The sequence below is a fragment of the Methanolacinia paynteri genome (genome assembly GCF_000784355.1).
Taxonomy (GTDB): Archaea; Halobacteriota; Methanomicrobia; order Methanomicrobiales; family Methanomicrobiaceae; genus Methanolacinia; species Methanolacinia paynteri.
This window is the reverse complement of record NZ_AXDV01000004.1, coordinates 1-19,205: the sequence shown is the minus strand read 5'-3', so window position 1 is coordinate 19,205 and position 19,205 is coordinate 1. Positions and strand designations below refer to the sequence as shown.

Sequence of the window (19,205 nt, the reverse complement as noted above, 5' to 3'; positions counted from 1 at the left end):
CGCAGGGCAAAGAGGAAATAAAAACGAATCGAATCCCGTATCATGAATGACCATGATACCGGTGTCTGTCTAATATTATGCACGGCAGCTCCTGAAGAATCCGGGAACCTGGTAAGTCACCTTATCGGGGGAGGACTTGCGGCCTGCATCAATGTATTTCCTGTTAAGTCGTCTTACGTCTGGGAAGGAGAATACTGCTGCGATACCGAGGATCTGCTGATAATTAAGACATCAACTGCTAAAGCCGAAATGCTGAAGGATGAGATATTGAAGATTCATTCCTATGATCTTCCTGAAATTATCATAATTCCGGTGACAGGAGGATCTGATGCCTATCTCGAATGGGTAAAAAGAAGAGGTGAATGATGTTAGGCCTTGTCGATATCTTCGAGAGTGATCTCGAAGTTCAGCTCTTTTCCGGCCATCATAGAATTAGCATCGACAACGATTGTATCGTTGGTGATTTCTAAAACCGTCACCTGGATCAATGAACCGTCGGCACCCTTCAATATAAGCTGTTCGCCCGTGTAGATCTCAGTTTCGTTTGAGATCATACCCCTGCTCATATTGATCACATAATCCGGGTTGTATTCCCCGTATGCCTGATCGGGAGTCAGGTGAATGCTTTTTGTCTCCCCGATTTCCATCCCGTAAACGGCATCCTCGAATCCTGTAATCATGGATTTATTGCCGAGCGTGAAGACGAGCGGATCACCTGATTCGGATTCGTCGAAGACAGTACCGTTGTTGTATGTTCCGATATACTGCACAGATACGGTGTCGCCCACTTCTGCGACGATGCCTGTACTCGTTGTATTAATCTTCTTTGTGGCTTCCGGGGTCACAGTGAAAGTAAATTGCTCTGTAACGTTATTGTTATTCGTGTTTGTATTTCCTGTACTGTCCGTGCATCCACTGAATAAGACCAGAAGCAGTGCTGCGGAAAGGACAAGCAGGAATAATATTTTTTTTGCCATCTTATTTCCTCAGCCTTAAAATTCGAATTTGATTTGACATATAATCTTTGGTACTGAACTCCGGTAATTAAGCAAAACAATGATGCCCATACGGGTGTCAAAATCGAATCGTGAACTGGCGAAATGGGTTCTTTATTCGTGTTGAAGAGAAAACAGGCAGAATTGATCAGATTATTTCTGCTGACGGGTTGATGAGGATATCATTATCGAGGCCCCTGAAAGCGATTGCGGCAAGCGCTCCAATCTTTCCTCTTTTTCCTGCCAGGAATATCCCGTTTTCTTTCGCGGTTCTTTCGGCAAGTTCCATATCGATCTCTTTGAATCTGACCGTATTTCCGTATCTCCTGAGCGAATCGGGGATCATGAACCCAGTCTTGAGCGCAAAACCATATTCTGCCGAACTACTTTCGTCTTCAACAAAACGGGAGGCAATCTCTATAATGTGTTCAAGCTCTTCAGGCTCGACTGCAATCTCAATGTAACTTGCAGAATTTCCTGCAGTACAGTACTTTATCTTCGGGTTGAGCATCACGACCCTGTGGCTTACGGGAATGACCCCCCTGAATTTCGAGAGGTATTGTAGGAGCCCGAGTGTGAATGCAAAGGTCGCGCCGCCGTCTTTTGAATCCGTATCGTCTATACCGATGATCACATGGGTCATCGCCTTTGTATAGACCTCTCCTGCGACGATGTTTCCGACGAATTTTATATCGATCTTTTCAACGCCTCGTGCCATACCCATCATATCCGTAAGGGAGTAGGCAGGTCCGCCTGTGCTTTTGATGGTCTGAACGATATATCCGTCTTCTTTTCTTATCCCTATGATGCCTACCGCCGGGTTGGGATAAAGGCCGATCTCGATATCTTTTTTCAGTTCGTTATTACCCAGGTCCGCGTATTCGATCAGGATTGTTCCGTCCCTCCGGACCGAATCAATGACTCCGCCTGCAAGGCTATGGTGAAAACGGCAGAATCCTGCACATCCGCTGCTCATGCAGTGATGAAAGATTGCAACCCTGTTTCCGTCCACGGTCGTAAAGATCCTTTTGCATGCCGCCTGGAGAAGTGCAGTTGAAGTTATGTACCTTGCCGGAGTTCGTCCTCTCTGTTCCTCCTTTAATACTACGCATTTCTCCTCGATCAGGCGGTTGATCCAGTCCTGCATGGTACTTCTTGGAATAGAAGTGATTTCGGCGATTTCGCCTGCGGTAAAAAATCCTTTTTCGAGGGTGTATTCCCTCATCAGCCTAAGCAGTTCTCTTCTCTTTTCAAGGACTCCCGTCATGGCAGTTCGATATGAATAAAAGGTCGGATATTATCGCGCTTGCGGTCTCGATCGAGCCTGCACCCTTTCCGATGAGAGTGATCTCGCCCGCAAGATCGGTATCGATGGTTACAGCATTCAGGGTATCCTGGACGACAAGCGTGTGATTCTTGGGAATGACACGGGGCGAGACTTTCAGAATGCCTTTTTCATTGTTTATCTCGCCTATGAGCCTTATGGTAAGTTCGTCCTCCTCCGCAAGTTCGAGCGCCTGCGATGTCAGGGAGTTGATTCCCGTTATCTCTACATCTTCAATTTTTTTGTTCATCCCGAATATCGCATTTGCAAGGATGACGAGTTTTATTGCGGCGTCGATTCCTTCCACGTCGTATGTCGGGTCCGCCTCGGCGTACCCAAGTTCGCGGGCTTCAAGAAGTGCTTCTTTGTAGGTTAGTTTTTCGTCCGCCATTCGCGTGAGGATGTAGTTGCATGTCCCGTTGAATACTCCGTAAAGCCTTTTTACCTTATTTCCTGCAAGGCCATATTGGAGCGTATGAATGATCGGGATGGCGCCGCAGACTGTCGCCTCATACTTGAGCCTGACCCCGTTCTTATCGGCAAGATCTTTTAGTTCGGCATAATTTTTGGCGATTGGACCTTTGTTTGATGTTACTACGTTCCTGCCGCGTGAGAGGGCGAGTCTGATATAACCCAGCGAGGGTTCGGCGGTTTCCGCATTTGTGGGCGTGACCTCGACGAGAGCGTCATATTCGGCATTTTCAATAATATATTCAGCCGTTATCCCTTTTTCCCCGCAGAGTCCTGTCTCTTCTTTCCTGTTTATGAGTTCGAGCGGATCGATTCCGTTATTGTCGATGCAGCCGCTTTTGGAATCGGCAACTGCCGTAATAACAAGACCGGTATCTCTCTCTGCAACGATCTGTGCGATGCCCCTTCCGACGGACCCGAACCCGAGTATTGCTATTTTCATTAGAACTCCTCCAGGGGTTCTATGACCAGGATTTTCTTATCTTCCGCGATATCTTTCAGTAGATTCATTGCCTCTTCCAGGTTCCCGAGGTTTTCGGATATTATTGTCATCTTGGCTGAGGTGGGTTCGTTTATCGAGGGCATAATCATGGCGAGTTCTCCCACTTCGGCAAATCCCGTGCTGTCGATCTTATCGACGGTGTCGCTAAGGTCTGTATGCAGGAGATGGCCAATGAGGATGACCGATTTTCTAATCAGGAACCTTTCCTCGTTTATCCTGAGAACATTGACGCCCTGGCTTTTCAGGGAATCGGTCAGCGTCCTGATCTTTCCTTCCGGCATCTCAAGAAGAATTCTTACGTCGAGAAAGCCCGTGTCGTTGAAGGGATCCCTTTCGTGAATTACGGATTTGATATTGCCGCCGAGGTCGGATATCGGTTTTAATGCGGCTACGAGCTGCCCCGGCGTATCCCGTATTTCAAGTTTCATTGAAACCTGCATTCTTTTTATTCACCCTTTCTTTTGAATTGGACTCGATTGCTCATAAGTGTTTTACATTCGTGGTTCGGGATTTTTTTGGAAGGGGTTGTTGTCCTTAAAATATATTTGTGGAAGGGCGGGGGAAGACTCCCCCTCCCTTGGACCCTCCTCCTCTCTGGCGATAGGTCGCCTTCGGGACGGACAAGCGTCCCTTCGGCTCCAGTTAAATTGTATTTGAATTTGAGTATCCTCTGCCCGAGGCAACCGAAGGGCTTCGCCCTTTCGAAACCCAAGGTGACTAACCTTCAATCATCAATTTGTTTTTTCATTCCCCGGCCGAGGCTACCCGAAAGGGTAGCGTCCAGGCCGGGCTATCTTCATTGCGCAAGTTTGCGCAGCAAATTTAGCGCCGGGGCAGCCCCGAAGGGGCTTATGCCCAAAAAAATTCCTAAATTGATGAATAGCAGAAAAAGGAATATGAAAAAAACTCAAAGCCTCTTCAGTTTCTTGTCAACCTTCGCGAAGAAGTTTCTCCCTGCATTGACGAAAAGTGCGGGCTCCTTCGACATCTCTACTGAGAGAACATTCCCGTTGTAGAGTTCGGTAACGTATATTCCGTCTATAACGAGGTCCGCCGGTTTGCTGCTGTCGAGTTCGACACTGATACGTCTTCTACTCGATACGACATGCGGTCGGGACGAAAGATAATACGCTGCTATAGGGACGATAAGGAAACTTTCGATCCATGGATCTACAATCGGACCGCCTGCACTCATCGCGTACCCTGTCGAGCCTGTAGGGGTGCTTATGAGGACTCCGTCGGCCCTGAATCTCTCGGCAGGGATATAATCGATATTAATCGTAAGTTCGATAATCTTCGCCGGCCGGGATGTAACGATTACCGCTTCGTTCAGAGCCTCTCCAATATATTCGCCGTCAACCTTCAGGGCGAGACGCATTCTTTTCTCTATCGTATATTTGCCTTTCTCGATCTTTTCAAAGACTTCTTTTGCTTCCTCAGGTTCGATCTCAGATAAAAATCCGACATGGCCCATATTTACCCCGAGAATGGGGATCTGCGTCTTCATCTGCCTGACAGTCCTGAGTACGGTCCCGTCCCCGCCGATGACGATTATCATATCGGCACGGATATCCTCGACAGGTTTTCCTTCACCCAGTCCGGTTTTCTCGGCCGTGCTTTCTTCAAGGACGATCTCATGCCCTCTTCCTTCAATAAATCCGGCAAGATCTTTTGCATATTCCAGCGATCTCTTATCGTCCGGCCTGGAAGCAATACCTATTATCATTCAGATCATCCCTTCGTCAAAGATATTCGAGTACCTTGTCATGAATATAACCGTTGGTCGCAACAAGAGTCCGTCCCTCCGTTACATTTTCGGGGAATTCAACACTTCTTCCCGATATGTCCGTTACCTTCCCTCCTCCTTCGGTACAGAAAAGGACTCCGGCAGCGGCATCTGTCGTTCTTAATGTCTGCCTTATGTCTATAAATCCGTCGAAACGGCCGCATCCGACATAGCAGATCTCAAGAGAAGATGCGCCGAAAAGCCTCATCCTTCGTATCTTCTGCCCGATTGAAACAATGGTTTCTGGATGGAATTTTTTCCCGTAGATGCTTAAAGTACTCTTTTCAAGAGCTTCGGTCCTTGAAACGGATACTTTTTTCTCGTTGATATATGCTCCTTTGCCATATGACGAATAAAATGTTTCCCTGCTTACCAGATCCTGGACATAACCTTCGGTAACTCTCCTGCCGTCCGAATAAGCTATGGATATTGAAAAAAACGGATTGCCGGTAATAGCATTATGAGTCCCGTCGATGGGGTCGAGATATATCGTTCCGGGTTTTCCGTCAAATTCTATAATGCCCGCCTCTTCGCTGATTATCTTACTGCAGAGCCCGTTTTCTCTGATATATTCTATTGCGATATCTTCCGCTGCTTCGTCGATCAGTTTTGTGGGGGTTCCGTCGGCACCTTGTTTCACTATCTCTGCACCTTTTCCCGAATCCCTGAGCGGTCTGATTGCCTCAAATACATCGTCGGCAATCCGGTTGCAATGATCCTGAAAATTCATATTTTCATCCTTTTTTCCGGTGAATTAGTCGTTGAATTTATTTAAGTTGATTGAGATATAATAATAGAGTTTGGTTATTATGAAAGAACAGACTGAAATTGGAAAATTAAAAGAAGGCAGGTATGTCGTTGTAGAGGATGAGCCCTGCAAGATTCTGGGAATTGCAATCTCCAAACCGGGAAAGCATGGTGCGGCAAAGGCGAGGATCGATGTAGCGGGAATTTTTGACGGCGTAAAGCGCTCGATTGTCCAGCCCGTAACTGCAAAGACATATGTCCCTGTCGTGGAAAGGAGAACCGCACAGGTTATTTCCATTGCAGGGGATACCGTTCAGCTGATGGACGTGAAGGATTTCGAGATGTTCGAGCTCAATATCGGGGCAGACAAGGCATCCGCTCTGGAGGCAGGATCTGAGGTCCCGTATATCTCATCAATGGGGAAGCGCAAGCTCGACAATTAATTGAAATATTTATGGAAAATTTTTTTCATACGATTTTTGCCGACGCTTCATATCCCTATGAGGATTCGGATATAATTATTTTCGGAGTTCCGTATGACGGGACCACTTCGTATAAGGCCGGGACGCGTGATGCTCCCGATGCAATAAGAAATGTATCATATAATTTTGAAACATATCTCCCACGGATTGATCTGGATCTGTCAGGCCTTCCTGTATGTGATCTCGGCAACCTTGAGATAGACTGTCTTCCTGACCTTGTCATAGACCAGGTAGAAAGAACGGTACGTGAGATTGCCGGAGACGATAAATTTCCGGTGATGATCGGCGGGGAACATTCGGTTACACTTGGGGCAGTGCGTGCATTGTCTCCTGAATGCTACATTGTCTGCGATGCCCACCTGGATTTGAGGGAGGAGTTCGGAGGCAGCATCTACAACCATGCATGTGTAGCAAAGCGCGTACTTGATCTCGGCGTAGGAGAGGTATTCATCATAGGTGCGAGAAGCGGGACCGTTGAAGAATACGGCCTTGCGAGAAGCGATTCGCGAATCAGTATATATTCTCCTGAAGATATTGCTGCCAGAGGCCTTGACGATGTTCTGGATGAGATCCGCGGGAAAACTTCAGGAAAGAGGACATATCTCTCGATAGACGCAGATGCGATCGACTGTTGTCTTACACCCGGTCTCGGAACCCCCGAGCCGTTCGGGCTTCGGCCTGAGGATATCAGGGCTGTTGTAGATCGTTTCGGAACCGTATGCTGCGGCTTTGATTATGTGGAAGTCTGCCCGATCGACGACGGCCAGACTGCAGCAGTTGCAGCCAAGATTATCCGCGAGCTTATAGGACTTAAAAATAAGAAATAATTCCATATTTTCAATTTTAAAATATCTGCCGTAAGAAAAATATTAGACAGTTATCTTTTCAGGATTCCAGAAATTTCTTCGGAACGTAGATATCTATTGTATAGGATTTGAGCATATTCGGGTTGATTATGAAGTAGTAATTACCTGAGCCTTCATAGAATTTATGAACCCATTTATACTCGTCGACATTTTCACGTGTGAGTGTGTCGATCTCGTCGTCGTCTTCATCTGTATTATCTTCGTCATCCTGTCCGGGGAAATAATCCTTTGTTGCAGATCCCTCGGCTTTGTCGATTTCAATCGGGACCGGACCTTCGGTGAGGGTATTGAGGATATATATAGGGCCTTCGGGATTGTCGGCATTCATTACCTGAATGTTCACCCACGGCATTATGAAGTGCATCTTGGAGACTTCTGCACCAAGGCTTTCACCTTCGCTGGCTACAAGCCCTTCCACTCCGTCACCTTCATCATCTGAATCTTCATCTTCGTTGCTAAATCCGACATCACCTATCCCCTCTATTCTTGCATCTATCTCCCAGAGGGGGAAAGGTATGCTGATAATCTGAGTTGTGGCGTCCCACTGCCCGTTTATCGTCGCGTAGAGAACCATCTCATTTGATTCAGGTTCCGCATATGCCGGGATTGCATAGCCAAAATCTTTTAACGATCCCTCCCATTCGATATTATACGTGGACGGATCTACAAACTGAACATTATAAGCCGTACCGTCCCATGATGGCGTAGGAGTTGCGGTGGTCTCCATTATTACAGAAGGAGTGTACGGATTATCTGATGATCCTTCGGGAACGGGGATCTTTGAAGGAAGAGATATTGTCCCTGATCCCTGTTCGGGAAGTACCGGCTCCCCGTTCATTATCGGTTTGATGACAAAAGCCAGAATTAATACTATCAGAATGGCTGCGATAAATACTACCAGATCCTGCTTTTGCATGCTTATATAATTTTGAAATATGATGCTATTTATATGTAAGTTTTTAATAGAATCATCTTAAAGGGAAAAACTGTTGTCACTTCAATATTTTTTCAAAAAAAAGGAGTATTATGAAATATTTGTGAAAATGAGTATTGATCAGACTCTTGCTCCGGTATCGTAGGGAGAAAGAGCCGGTTCAGGTGTTTTTTCAGCTTTATATTCTTTGAACTGTTTGAGGGCAACCGTAAGATCCCTTGTAAATGCAAAATATCCGATCTGGGTGTTTTTGCACAGGTTCATCGCCATATCCATGAGCCCACGCGGGTCCGGCCTTGCTTCCCCGAGCCAGATGTGGAAAATGTTTCCCCCGTCTACGATCGGGAAGAACACATGCTCGATCTCTATCCTTTTTGTAAGAGGAACGTCTGCTCCGGGAGTTACATGCGTTCCGTTTGTATAGTATATGGGGAGGTCGAATGTGGTTCCCAGTTGTTCGAGGGCAGTTTCGAGATCTCCTTTCGTGACCTTCTCCGCATATTCACGGAAACGGCTGTCAAGAAGATCGGCGACGCTGAATCTCTGTCCCGTCGTTTCCGCAGGGGTCCTTGCGAGTGCAATTGTCATATTATGTTTTCTTGAAAGCTCCTTTGCGTACATCTCAAGCTCAGTCATTGTCCTGACGGCAAGCCTGAACGCTTCCTTGCTCTCATGGAGCTGTGATCCTATGTGGTGCTGGATCATCTCGTTTACGCCCACGACGCCGATGGTATTGACCAGTCCGTCGAGATCTACTGCAACCGGGCCTCTCTCTTCTCCTTCCGGATCATTCGGATCTTTCGGGCGCTGCATTGCAAACGGCATTCTGCCTTTCGACCTGATACTGTTGATCCATCTCCTTTTTATCTTGAAGACCTCGGTCGCTATATCCATCAGCTTTTTAAGTTCGGCAAAGAGTCTCTGGTCATCTCCTTCCGCCTTGTAAGCCGCCCTGGGACAGTTTATGGATACTACCTGGAGGGAGCCCATTGAAAAATGGAGCCCGTCTTTGAAATACATCTTGTCTTCAAAGAGATCGTCCTGGTCGGCGATCGACGAGAACTGGTAGGCACAGCACTGATAACATGAGATACCTTCCCCGGCTCCCCTGTAAGCCGGGATCTGGTTGTCGTAATATGGTGTTCCGTATTTTGAGGCGAGTTCGAACGTCATGAGATACAGGTCGTGGTAGGTCGGGAGATCGGGGTTTTGCGAGTTGAATTCCTCATCCTCTTCCATGAAATCCGGCTCTATGCTGATCTCGGGTTTCGGGAAGTTGAACGGTTTTCCCCAAAAGTCTCCTTCGTACATGACATCCATAAGGGCCTTGAAAAGGAGCCTGACTTCTCTTTCAAACTCTGAATATGTCCTGAGAGGCGCCTGCACACCGTCCCAGACCTTGCCCTTGTAGACGCACGGCTTGTCCTTCCAGAGAGTCGGGACTCCGGGACTGAGCTGAACGGACGAGAAGACCACCTGTCCTCCTCTTGCCACCATCATCTGTGTCATCTCGTAGACGAACATCTGCATGTGCTGTTTTATGCCTTCATAGTCCATTCCCTCGAAGTACGGCGCGATGAAGGTCAGGAAATTATAGTACCCCTGCCCGCCTGCGAAGTTTGTCTGTGCGCTTCCCAGGGCTTTTACCGCATGTAGAATCGCAACCTCCGGACGCTTTGCCGGGCCTGCTACCGAGGCTTTTGTTCCGTTTCCGTCAGGCATCAGACCGTAATAGAAGAAATATCTAAGGTCCCAGTCCTGGCAAAAGGGTCTTGTCCCGAAATATTCAAGGTCGTGGATATGAAGGTCGCCTGAAAGATGGAAATCCGCGAGGTCCGGGGGGAGCTGGAGCAGGTACTGTTCCTTGCTGATCTTATCGGCCTTCTTTTTATGGGAAGTCTCGGCATTTTCCTGGAGATTCGCGTTGTCATGTGATTCGAATCCGCTGCCTACGTCTATGAGGTGGGCATCGAAGACCGGAGTTCCTACCCTTGTACAGACATTCCTGTACTGGTACAGCTCTCTTTCCAGGAGAGTGGTGTTCATAATCTCCCTGATCAGCGGTCCGCTTAAAAATTTCAGTCCGAGCTTCTGTATTTTTATCTCCACGCTCTGTGCAATCTCACGTGCGAGATCTTCTGTTGCGGCACTTCCGCCGTAGAACTCCTCGACAAGTTTGGATTCCTTGATGAGCTGCTGGACGATCCTTTCCCGGTCCCAGTCAAGAATCAGCCCGCGTGAAGTTCTTACTTTTGGAAGCGACGGTACTGTAAACCCGTCAAGTGTGCGCTGAAGGGATTTCTTCTGCTGGTCCCTGCTCATCCTTTACTCTCCTTTGCACAGAGGAAGTATTTTCTCTTCGTCGACCGCTCCATTCTTAAATATATCCCCGGAAACAAGAAACGTCTCATCAACCTGAAGTACGGGAGCTTCTCTTACAAAGACGTTATTCAGCCGGAGTTCAGTCATATTTTCCGGAAGCGACAGGTCGAGCTCTGTGTATTCAAAACCGTTTGATTTCAGAAATCTCTTTAAAAGCTCACAGTTTGGACATACTTCAAGTGAATATACGGTTATTTTCGGATTGTCAGACACTAAAAAATTCCCCCTTCAGGTGGTTAGATCTACGTTGTCTAAAATGAGTAAAAACCCTATCGTTATTTGTCTTGGTCATAGGATGATCTCTCTTTATGAATCATTTATCTTAATTTTTACTTCATGATTTTGGGATGATTTGATTAAGTTCAGGATTAGATTATAGTCAATGGTAAGGGTCTTTATTGCGGTCGAAATTCCTGAAGAATTCAGGCTGTGCCTTGGAGAGGTGCAAAACGAGCTGAAATTCTCAAAGGCGCATCTGAATTTTGTAGATCCGGCGATTGCTCATATCACGATCAAGTTCATCGGCGAGGTCGCGCCCGATAAAGTAACTTCGATAAAAAGAGCCCTTGAAGATGTGAAATTCAGCCCTTATGAGGTTGCTTTCCGCGGGATTTTCTTCAATAATCCTTCGAGACCGCGTGTTATATGGACACCGGGATACGACGGGAGCAGGTCTTCGGATCTCAAAGTACATATCGAGGATCTTCTTGAACCGGAAGGAATCCTGAGAGAGAAGAGGAAGTTTCAGCCGCATGTCACCCTTGCAAGGATCAAAAGATTCCACCCGTCCCTTGCGGAGTCCGTTGCATCTTTTGGCGACTTTGATTTCGGGTCGTTTAAAATTGAATCGATCGTCCTGAAAAGCAGTATTTTAAAGCCCGAAGGTCCTGTATATGATGATTTGATGGAGGTTGAATTTTGAACAGGTCTCCTGTTGAGGAGGGATGCCTGAAACGCATCAGGCCCGGCGAGGAGGAGAGGCGTCTTATCTGCGATATGGCATCGGCCCTTGTGCGCGAAGTGGATGACAGCGGGTTTGCAAAAGGAATGGTCGTAGGATCGGTTGCGCGGAATACATGGATCTCAGGCGACCGCGATCTGGATGTATTCATGCTCTTCGATCCTTCGGTCGCACGAGGGGAGCTCGAGAAAAAAGGTCTTGCACTCGGTAGGGATATTGCAACGCGTTTCGGCGGAGAGGTCGTGGAAAAATATGCCGAGCACCCGTATGTGAATACGCAGATCAACGGATTCGATGTTGATCTCGTCCCCTGCTATAATGTGGATAGTGCTTCACATATCCAGAGCGCCGTGGACAGGACTCCTTTTCATACCCGGTATATCCGCGACCGAGTCAGGGATCTTACAGACGATATCCTTCTGCTGAAACAGTTCGCCAAATCATGTGGTGTATACGGGTCGGATCATATGACCGAAGGATTTGCAGGCTACCTGTGCGAACTGCTTGTCCTTCATTACGGGAGTTTCGATGACGTTATCAGTAATGCGGCATTGTGGACTCCCGGGATTATAATCGATATAGAGAATCATCGTGCAAAGGATTTCGACGAACCGCTTGTAGTCGTCGATCCCGTTGATCCCGAACGTAACGTGGCTTCTTCGCTGTCATTGACAAAAATGTCCGAATTTTCGGTATTTTGCAGGGATTACATCTCAAATCCGGCAAAAGAATTTTTCATCATCCCTAAGCAGCAGAAGATCTCCCGGCAGGAGTTCAATGATGCAATCCGCAGGCGCGGAACATATTTTTTCGCTATTGTCTTTGAAAATCCCGATTCGATCCCGGATATCCTTGTTCCGCAGCTGAGGAAAAGCCTGAGAAGTCTTGTGAACCTCTTTGAAAGAAACGATTTTCGCGTGCTGAGAAGCGACTGCCATATGGGTGACGAAAGATCCGTCCTCCTTTTCGAGCTCATTGACGAGGAACTCCCACCTGTTATGAAAAGGGCCGGGCCGCCCGTATGGAACAGAACCAATGCGGAGAAGTTCCTGAAAAAACACCTGGGTCATACATTCTCCGGGCCATATATTGAGGGTGGGAAATATATAGTTGAGGTGGAACGGAGGCACCTGAATGTACTCTCTCTCCTTAAGTCCCCTGAGTTTATCGAATCAGGTTTCGGGAAGAATGTTAAAGAGTCTATAGAAGACAGGTACTCTGTTTTAAGGAACGAAGAGATATGGAATGAGGAGATTTCCGGGTTTCTATATGATTATATCAATAAAGAACCTGCCAATGTCAGAATCATTCAGAAAATACTCTGATTTTGAAGATCTCTAAAATTAATGTCCTGATTAATTTTATATTTTTTTGGAAAACTGCCGGGACATTTCTATATTCGTATTAACCTGAGTTCAGGCAAACTATATACTTTTGAAGATTCTATATATTCTCATAATGAGCCGGACCCGGCGGGTCTTAGGCCCTGGTGATGATGATATGGAGATCAGAAAGGTTCAGATTACCGGCGGTTCATCGTTTATTGTCTCTTTGCCGAAGGATTGGGTGAGAGATTCAAATATTAAAAAGAACGATGCTGTAGGGCTTATTGTCCAGCCCGACGGCTCCCTGACCATAACCCCTCGTATAACCGGACAGGCTGCCGAAAGAGTAAAAAATATCGATCTGAAGAATATCGAAGATCCCGAACACCTGTACCGCCTGCTTATCGGTGCTTATGTTACAGGGTTCAATACCATCAGGATGACTTCGCCGACAAGGATTCCTGCTTTTGCCCATAAGGCCGTAAGGATGTTTATCCAGGCTTCCATCGGACAGGAGGTCTCCGAACAGACCGACCGGCTGATAGTAATTAAGGATCTTTTAAACCCGGGGGAGATGCCGTTTGACAATGTAATCTCAAGGATGCAGGTAATCATCCAGGAGATGCTCAGGGATTCGGTCTTTGCCCTCAGGTCCCGTGACAGGGAGCTTGCAGAGGATGTAATCTCAAGGGATCGCGACGTCAACAGGTTGTACTGGCTGATATCCCGCCAGTATAATCTGCTTTTACGAAATGTTTCGCTCTCACGAGAGATGGGGACGAATGTAGAGATGGCGCTTCATTACTTACAGATCGCGAGAGTAATGGAAAGAGCCGGAGATCAGGTGGTAAAGATCGCAGAAAATGTCCTTACCCTGATGTTCATTTCGATGGAGAGGAAGATGCTCGATATTATCCAGTCCCTTTCCGTTGAAGCTATGGATATATTCGAGACATCGGTTCGCTCGTTCTTCAATAAGGATCCGAAGATGACAAACGATACTCTTGAGAGGGTGAAGAAGTTCAGCGAGAGATGTAACCAGGCCAGCCACGAACTGTTTGATGTGGAGAGGCCCGGTATTGTTCACGTGGGTTATATTGTAGAGAACCTTAAGCGTGTTGGGGAATATTCGGGAGTAATATGCGAAACTTCGATCAATTATTACGTGATGATGAGAGAATAAACGGGAAATTTTCATTTAAAATTCTTTTTTGCTATAGGACTCTATATAGTTTATAGATGGTCTAAATTGACCTTTGAGTAAACTATAAATCTATGTCAATGAGATTTATGACTATGACAGATGTTGCGAAGATGCTTGAAAGAATTGAGGCAGATAATGTCAAATTTATCCGTCTTCAGTTTTCAGACATTGAAGGGCAGATCAAAAATGTGGCAATTCCCGTAAGTCAGGCTGAAAAAGCACTGACAGCAGGTATTGGATTTGACGGGTCTTCGATCGAAGGTTTTGCCCGTATCGAAGAGTCGGACATGGTTTTAAAGCCGGATATGGATACATATTCTCTTCTTCCATGGAGGCCGGAGAATGCAAAAGTCGCGAGATTCATCTGCGATGTATATAAGCCCGACGACACTCCCTTCGAAGGAGACCCCAGGTATATTCTCAAGAAAACTCTCGCCCGTGCGGCCGAGATGGGCTACACCTTCAACATCGGTCCTGAAATGGAATTTTTCCTTTTCAAGATGGTTGACGGGGAGCCTTCTGTTAAATTCCAGGATTTCGGAGGATACTTCGATCTGGCACCTATCGATCTTGCAGAGGATGTTCGCCGCGATATCATTTTCAACCTTATGGAGATGGGATTCGATATAGAGGCATCTCATCACGAAGTAGCAGAGAGCCAGCACGAGATTGACTTTAAGTACGCAGACGCACTGAAAACGGCAGATAATGTAGTTACATTCAGGTTTGTTACAAAAACAATTGCACTCCAGAATGGTCTTCATGCTACCTTCATGGCAAAACCTGTCTTTGGAATAAATGGAAGCGGTATGCACTGCAACTGTTCGCTTGCAAAGGATGGCAAGAATGCATTCTATGATCCGAAGGCTCCTCTTGAACTTTCGAAAACCTGTATGCAGTTCATCGCCGGTGTCCTCAGCCACGCAAAAAGCATTACACGCGTTGCAAACCCGACGATCAACTCGTACAAGAGACTCGTACCCGGTTATGAAGCTCCGGTTTACATAGCATGGAGTGCCGCTAACAGGACAGCTCTTGTCAGGGTCCCGGCACCCCGCGGGAATTCCACACGTATCGAACTTCGCAGCCCCGACCCCTCATGCAACCCTTACCTGACATTTGCAGCAATTCTTGCAGCAGGACTTGAGGGTGTAGAGAAGGATATGGAACCCCCGGCAAATGCAACCAAGAACATCTTTGATATGTCAGAAGAGCAGCGTGTAAAAGAGCACATCGACACACTGCCCGGCGATTTATACACCGCAAATAAATACATGACTGAAGACGATGTCATATGCAAGGCACTTGGCAGCCATGTAGTTGATGGTCTTAACGTCATAACAAAGATGGAATGGGACTCATTCCGGACGGCAGTTCATCCCTGGGAAACAGAGAGATACCTCTCAAAATACTAAAACTATTTTCTTTGTGATTACTTCCGCTAATCAAAGCGGTTAAGTGCAATAATATTCTATAATCCTGTACCGGTTCATACGTGCGGTTCCAAGAAGAATCCGGCACCGCGATATGGGGCAAAAAATACAGGAGTTCGTCTGTTTCAATGAGTTTTATAAGATCGGAACGGAAATGTATTGAAATTTTAAGAATTTTGAAGGATCACCCGGAGCCAGTAGGAGCAAAAAGGCTCTCTGAGCTCATGAGCGAGAGGGGTTTCGTCCTGACCGACAGGGCGGTTCAGTATTACCTGAGCTATCTCGACGATATGGGCTTTACAAAAAAGGTGGGAAACCGCGGTCGTCTTCTTACGGCTAAAGGGATCTCCGAAACGGAGAGAGCCCTTGTAGACGAGCGAATCGGATTTATCATCTCCCGCCTTGAAAGACTTGCATTTAAAAGTGATTTCAATCCGGAGACTGGCAGGGGAAATGTGGGGTATAATCTGTCTGTAGTTCCTGAAGACCAGGTGAATGGTGTTTCGGGTGCATTTGACGAGGTAATAGAATCGGGGTACAGCTTTTTTTCGAGATATAAGATAATCGATACCGACCCGCGAATTCCTCCCGGTTATGCAGGAATTCTGACTGTCTGCAGTATTACTATGGATGGTGTTCTTCAAAAGATGGGAGTTCCGGTACGAATGGCTTACGGTGGAGTAATCGACATAAAAAACGGGAAGCCTCTCGGATTTTCAAATCTCATCGGCTACAGGGGAACGACTGTGGATCCCCTCTCGCTTTTTATCACCTCGGGGAATACATCGATTGGAAAGACCTGTGCGGAGAAGACCGGATCGGTGCTTGCAAACGTCCGCCAGGTGCCGCAGGATGCTGCAGATCTTGTGTCCGAAGGTTCCAGGATGATGCGTGAATGCGGTTTTTTGTTTCCTGTAGACATGGGGAACGGGGTACTGAATACTCCTGTCGATCCCTGCAGGATATCGCTGATTGCATACAGCGGCATGAATCTTATCGGAAACGCAGTTGAGAAAGGTTTTGAATTGAGAAACGAGATCGGGGCCGGCAATATGCCGTTCAGTTTCTTTGATTAAAACACGTGAAACGTAGTTTCAGGTGTTTTTCGAGAAAATGGCCTTGCCATTTTCGAGCTAATGTATTTTTTGTGAAACGTAGTTTCAGGTGTTCTTCGAGAAAACGAGTTGTTCATTTTTAAGTTATAGCTATTCACCTGCAATGAAATTTAGACCGGTTGTGAAAAGCAATATGGCTCTTCGCTGTTTCATGTGGGTAAATAATTTTAGGACAGCTAACAATTACCGGAAATGATTTGCATTTTTTCATCCTCACATGTGTTCATTACATACATGGCACCGCCGTATTGCTTACATACTTTACTATGCCTTACTTGGGCGACCCCGGCACCGGCGGCCAGGTCTGCCGGACGGCCCCTACCCAGGGGCCTTGCTTAAGATAGTCCTCTCACGGCACGCTCAGGGGACCGGCAAGGGTCCCCTAAGCTGTTAACGTGACATATTCCTTTCTGTAACGCCATGAATTTACCGCAACTCGCCGCTCAGGGGATACTTGTCTATCCCCTGTGCGGCCTGTCACAATTGAGAGGCCCCGGGGTCGGGGCCGATCCGCGAACCTGCTGTGCGGTTCGCGGCGAGTGGTTGTCAAAAGTAGTGAGGCTTGCTTTTATACCCACAAAGATTAGCGAAGAGCCAGCAATATCTGATTTTAAATTGTTTTTTGATCAATAATCCCTTAAATAACCAATTTCCGATATATCGATCAGGCCTTTCATAGAATTAATCTCGACCCATCTCCCGGATTCCATGATCGCTGCGGCCGGATTGGTTCCTCCCACCATTGCAATGCCCATGTAATTAGGGGTTACCGGCACTCCGAGAAGAGATATATTGGGAACTCCTACATCAAGAACCCCTGAAAACCCTGCTTCATTGAGATCGTCCAGGACTTCAAAGACACTTGGTTCGGCTTCCATATGGCACTCCCTGAGATTTGCGGTGATTGTGCCGTTCCCATTGTGGATTACTTCCTGAACTGAGGTGTTTCCATGCGAGATCATGACCGTTATCGGATCGATGGTGGTGTATTCGTATCTTACCATCGCAGTAAATCTTCTTGGGGTCATCTTTCTCACTTCGACCAGACCTCCTCCGATGGGGTTGAGCGGGACGCCTTTTTTATAGAGAAGTGCGTCAAGCGTGAGGCTGCAGATTGTTATTACGCCTATACTGCCTGCAGGGATTTTATAATCCCCAAATTTGCATCCCGGTTCTGCAAACCTGACTCTGTCACTCAGGCATAGTCCAGCATGGAACGCTTCGTTGTATATATCGATGGAATAATCAAGGTCTTCCGATTTAATAAGAGAAATATTGTAGATAACCTCCCCTGTATTCTCTATGGGGTTATATGTTACCTTGATTGCATTTTCTTCAATCTGGTGATTTATAAATTTCAACGGTCTGATCATTGATTGCCCTGCATTTCTATTTAAATATTCAAATTAAAGAAAAAAAACTTATGTATTTCAGCCACGATTTTCGTGTTTCAATTTGCGTAATCTTTGGGTATGAGTAAATTGCATACTTTTAACAATCATAATGTCAAAGACTGGTTTATAGCATCTTTTATATGGATAGATGCTGTATTGTGTTCTGTTGGCTGAGTTAAGCAGAATTATGGATTGTGATTGATATGCTTAAAGAGATACGAAATGAAATGGATTATGCCGAAATATCGAAGAGACTGATTGATATTCTGGATCTTCCCCAGTCTCCCGTGGCTGTTAAATTTGCAAAATCTCCTGAAGGAATTCCCGAGGGAATACCTGAGATCGGTGAGTCGACAAGGCATTGCGGAATGGTTTCCATTGCAGCGAAAGAAGGAAAGATCTTCTATGCTACTGCCGAAAAGCACCAGTGTATGGGGGGTGCATGGGCGCTTGGCCTTAAGCCGTTATCACCTTCTCTGCAGTCTGGAGAATTCTATTATAAGCTCGGAAAATTCAATTCATGGGCTGCATGCATGAGGACGATAAGCAAGATACCGCATATCGAAGCCCCGGGAGGAAGTGACAAGCCTGTGACCTATGCAACAGTATATGCGCCTCTTGAAAAAACCCCGTTCGATCCGAATGTCGTTTTAATTGTCGCTAAACCGATCTCGATGCTGAAACTTGCCCAGGCATGTCTTTATAAAGGAGGCGGAAGATTGTTCTCCGAATTTGCAGGGATCCAGTCCGTATGTGCCGACACCGGCGCCTATCCCTATATGACCGGCAAGGTGAACTTCTCGCTCGGGTGCGATGGTTCCAGGAAGTTCTCCGGGATCGATGACGAATACATGGTGATGGGCATTCCCGCGGAGATGCTAAAAGAAGTCGCTGACGCACTTCCTGTAGTTGTGGGAGCCCCCGGGTCCAAATAATCAGGTATGAAAAGGATTAAAGCCCTCGCACTTGTCGATCTGCTTGCACTGATCTCTCTTGTAGTTATGGCCGGGACAGGCCTTGTACTGTTTCGTTTCTGGCCTACGGGCAGCGGAGGTGCAGGGAAGAATCCTGATTTTGTCAATAGTTTCCTAGGGCTGAATCACCACCAGTGGGTTTTGTTCCATGACTGGTCTGCACTCGTTTTTATCATTCTTATGGCAGTTCATCTGGCGATGCATTCCGGTTTTATGAAAAGTATGATCAGCAGCCTGAGAAAGTAGTTTTTTTAATTCATCTTTTCCTAAAGAAATTTTGAATTTCTGCTATTGATCTTATTTTCTTAGT

The 19,205-nt window shown here is 46.6% G+C and carries 20 protein-coding genes; 10 read left to right on the top strand and 10 right to left on the bottom strand.

Features of this window, described 5'->3' with window-relative positions; all coding sequences use genetic code 11:
- Positions 1-42: 42 nt before the first annotated feature.
- On the top strand, positions 43-366 hold the full coding sequence (gene cutA, locus METPAY_RS00530; protein ID WP_048148196.1) for a divalent-cation tolerance protein CutA: 324 nt from the start codon (positions 43-45) through the stop codon (positions 364-366).
- A 2-nt stretch (positions 367-368) separates the two neighbouring features.
- Here cutA and METPAY_RS00525 read toward each other — a convergent pair whose 3' ends face one another.
- The 6 genes from METPAY_RS00525 to METPAY_RS00500 form a co-directional block, all read right to left on the bottom strand.
- Positions 369-977 carry an FKBP-type peptidyl-prolyl cis-trans isomerase gene (locus METPAY_RS00525; RefSeq protein ID WP_052418599.1) on the bottom strand — a complete coding sequence of 203 codons (609 nt, stop codon included), beginning with the start codon at positions 975-977 and terminating at the stop codon, positions 369-371.
- A gap of 166 nt (positions 978-1,143) precedes the next feature.
- Entirely contained in the window at positions 1,144-2,262 is a 1,119-nt protein-coding gene (locus tag METPAY_RS00520) for a sugar-specific transcriptional regulator TrmB (protein WP_048148194.1), read from the bottom strand.
- Positions 2,246-3,232, bottom strand: coding sequence for a homoserine dehydrogenase (locus tag METPAY_RS00515; protein ID WP_048148192.1), 987 nt, complete (start codon positions 3,230-3,232; stop codon positions 2,246-2,248). The genes METPAY_RS00520 and METPAY_RS00515 overlap by 17 nt, the downstream gene beginning before the upstream one ends.
- A complete protein-coding gene (locus tag METPAY_RS00510) occupies positions 3,232-3,720 on the bottom strand; it encodes an amino acid-binding protein (protein ID WP_048148190.1) in 489 nt (162 codons plus the stop codon). The genes METPAY_RS00515 and METPAY_RS00510 overlap by 1 nt, the downstream gene beginning before the upstream one ends.
- Positions 3,721-4,199: 479 nt before the next feature.
- Positions 4,200-5,018, bottom strand: a complete 819-nt coding sequence (locus METPAY_RS00505) for an NAD(+)/NADH kinase (RefSeq protein ID WP_048148188.1) — start codon at positions 5,016-5,018, stop codon at positions 4,200-4,202.
- A gap of 16 nt (positions 5,019-5,034) precedes the next feature.
- Positions 5,035-5,808 carry a bifunctional fructose-bisphosphatase/inositol-phosphate phosphatase gene (locus tag METPAY_RS00500; protein WP_048148186.1) on the bottom strand — a complete coding sequence of 258 codons (774 nt, stop codon included), beginning with the start codon at positions 5,806-5,808 and terminating at the stop codon, positions 5,035-5,037.
- Positions 5,809-5,887: 79 nt separating this feature from the next.
- Here METPAY_RS00500 and METPAY_RS00495 point away from each other — a divergent pair, with 79 nt between their 5' ends.
- Both METPAY_RS00495 and speB read left to right on the top strand, forming a co-directional pair.
- Positions 5,888-6,268 (top strand): translation initiation factor IF-5A, encoded by a 381-nt coding sequence (locus METPAY_RS00495; RefSeq protein WP_013329184.1) that lies wholly within the window; start codon positions 5,888-5,890, stop codon positions 6,266-6,268.
- An 11-nt stretch (positions 6,269-6,279) separates the two neighbouring features.
- The gene (gene speB / locus METPAY_RS00490) at positions 6,280-7,134 is read left to right on the top strand and encodes an agmatinase (RefSeq protein WP_048148183.1); all 855 of its coding nucleotides are present in this window, start codon (positions 6,280-6,282) and stop codon (positions 7,132-7,134) included.
- Between the two features lie 58 nt (positions 7,135-7,192).
- Here the strand turns inward: speB and METPAY_RS00485 are convergent, their stop codons facing one another.
- The 3 genes from METPAY_RS00485 to METPAY_RS00475 all read right to left on the bottom strand — a co-directional run bounded on the left by METPAY_RS00485 (position 7,193) and on the right by METPAY_RS00475 (position 10,702).
- Positions 7,193-8,089, bottom strand: a complete 897-nt coding sequence (locus tag METPAY_RS00485; protein WP_048148181.1) for a hypothetical protein — start codon at positions 8,087-8,089, stop codon at positions 7,193-7,195.
- Between the two features lie 138 nt (positions 8,090-8,227).
- Positions 8,228-10,429 carry an anaerobic ribonucleoside-triphosphate reductase gene (nrdD, locus tag METPAY_RS00480; RefSeq protein WP_048148179.1) on the bottom strand — a complete coding sequence of 734 codons (2,202 nt, stop codon included), beginning with the start codon at positions 10,427-10,429 and terminating at the stop codon, positions 8,228-8,230.
- A gap of 3 nt (positions 10,430-10,432) precedes the next feature.
- Positions 10,433-10,702, bottom strand: a complete 270-nt coding sequence (locus tag METPAY_RS00475) for a glutaredoxin family protein (protein WP_048148178.1) — start codon at positions 10,700-10,702, stop codon at positions 10,433-10,435.
- A gap of 169 nt (positions 10,703-10,871) precedes the next feature.
- Between METPAY_RS00475 and thpR the strand changes: the two genes are divergently transcribed.
- The 5 genes from thpR (at position 10,872) to METPAY_RS00450 (ending at position 16,488) form a co-directional block, all read left to right on the top strand.
- Positions 10,872-11,411, top strand: coding sequence for an RNA 2',3'-cyclic phosphodiesterase (gene thpR, locus METPAY_RS00470; protein ID WP_048148175.1), 540 nt, complete (start codon positions 10,872-10,874; stop codon positions 11,409-11,411).
- Complete coding sequence (gene cca / locus METPAY_RS00465; RefSeq protein WP_048148173.1) at positions 11,408-12,775, top strand: CCA tRNA nucleotidyltransferase; 1,368 nt, start codon at positions 11,408-11,410, stop codon at positions 12,773-12,775. The genes thpR and cca overlap by 4 nt, the downstream gene beginning before the upstream one ends.
- A gap of 175 nt (positions 12,776-12,950) precedes the next feature.
- Positions 12,951-13,958 (top strand): phosphate uptake regulator PhoU, encoded by a 1,008-nt coding sequence (locus METPAY_RS00460; protein ID WP_048148172.1) that lies wholly within the window; start codon positions 12,951-12,953, stop codon positions 13,956-13,958.
- Positions 13,959-14,071: 113 nt separating this feature from the next.
- Positions 14,072-15,394 (top strand): glutamine synthetase family protein, encoded by a 1,323-nt coding sequence (locus METPAY_RS00455; RefSeq protein WP_084600631.1) that lies wholly within the window; start codon positions 14,072-14,074, stop codon positions 15,392-15,394.
- A 146-nt stretch (positions 15,395-15,540) separates the two neighbouring features.
- A complete protein-coding gene (locus tag METPAY_RS00450) occupies positions 15,541-16,488 on the top strand; it encodes a DUF128 domain-containing protein (protein WP_048148168.1) in 948 nt (315 codons plus the stop codon).
- 665 nt (positions 16,489-17,153) lie between these two features.
- On the opposite strand, the gene METPAY_RS00445 is transcribed toward METPAY_RS00450, so the two are convergent.
- Entirely contained in the window at positions 17,154-17,888 is a 735-nt protein-coding gene (locus tag METPAY_RS00445; protein ID WP_306413891.1) for a DUF128 domain-containing protein, read from the bottom strand.
- A gap of 236 nt (positions 17,889-18,124) precedes the next feature.
- Between METPAY_RS00445 and METPAY_RS00440 the strand changes: the two genes are divergently transcribed.
- Entirely contained in the window at positions 18,125-18,856 is a 732-nt protein-coding gene (locus METPAY_RS00440) for a DUF169 domain-containing protein (protein ID WP_048148164.1), read from the top strand.
- A gap of 6 nt (positions 18,857-18,862) precedes the next feature.
- Entirely contained in the window at positions 18,863-19,141 is a 279-nt protein-coding gene (locus METPAY_RS00435; protein ID WP_048148161.1) for a DUF4405 domain-containing protein, read from the top strand.
- The last annotated feature ends 64 nt before the right edge of the window (positions 19,142-19,205 follow it).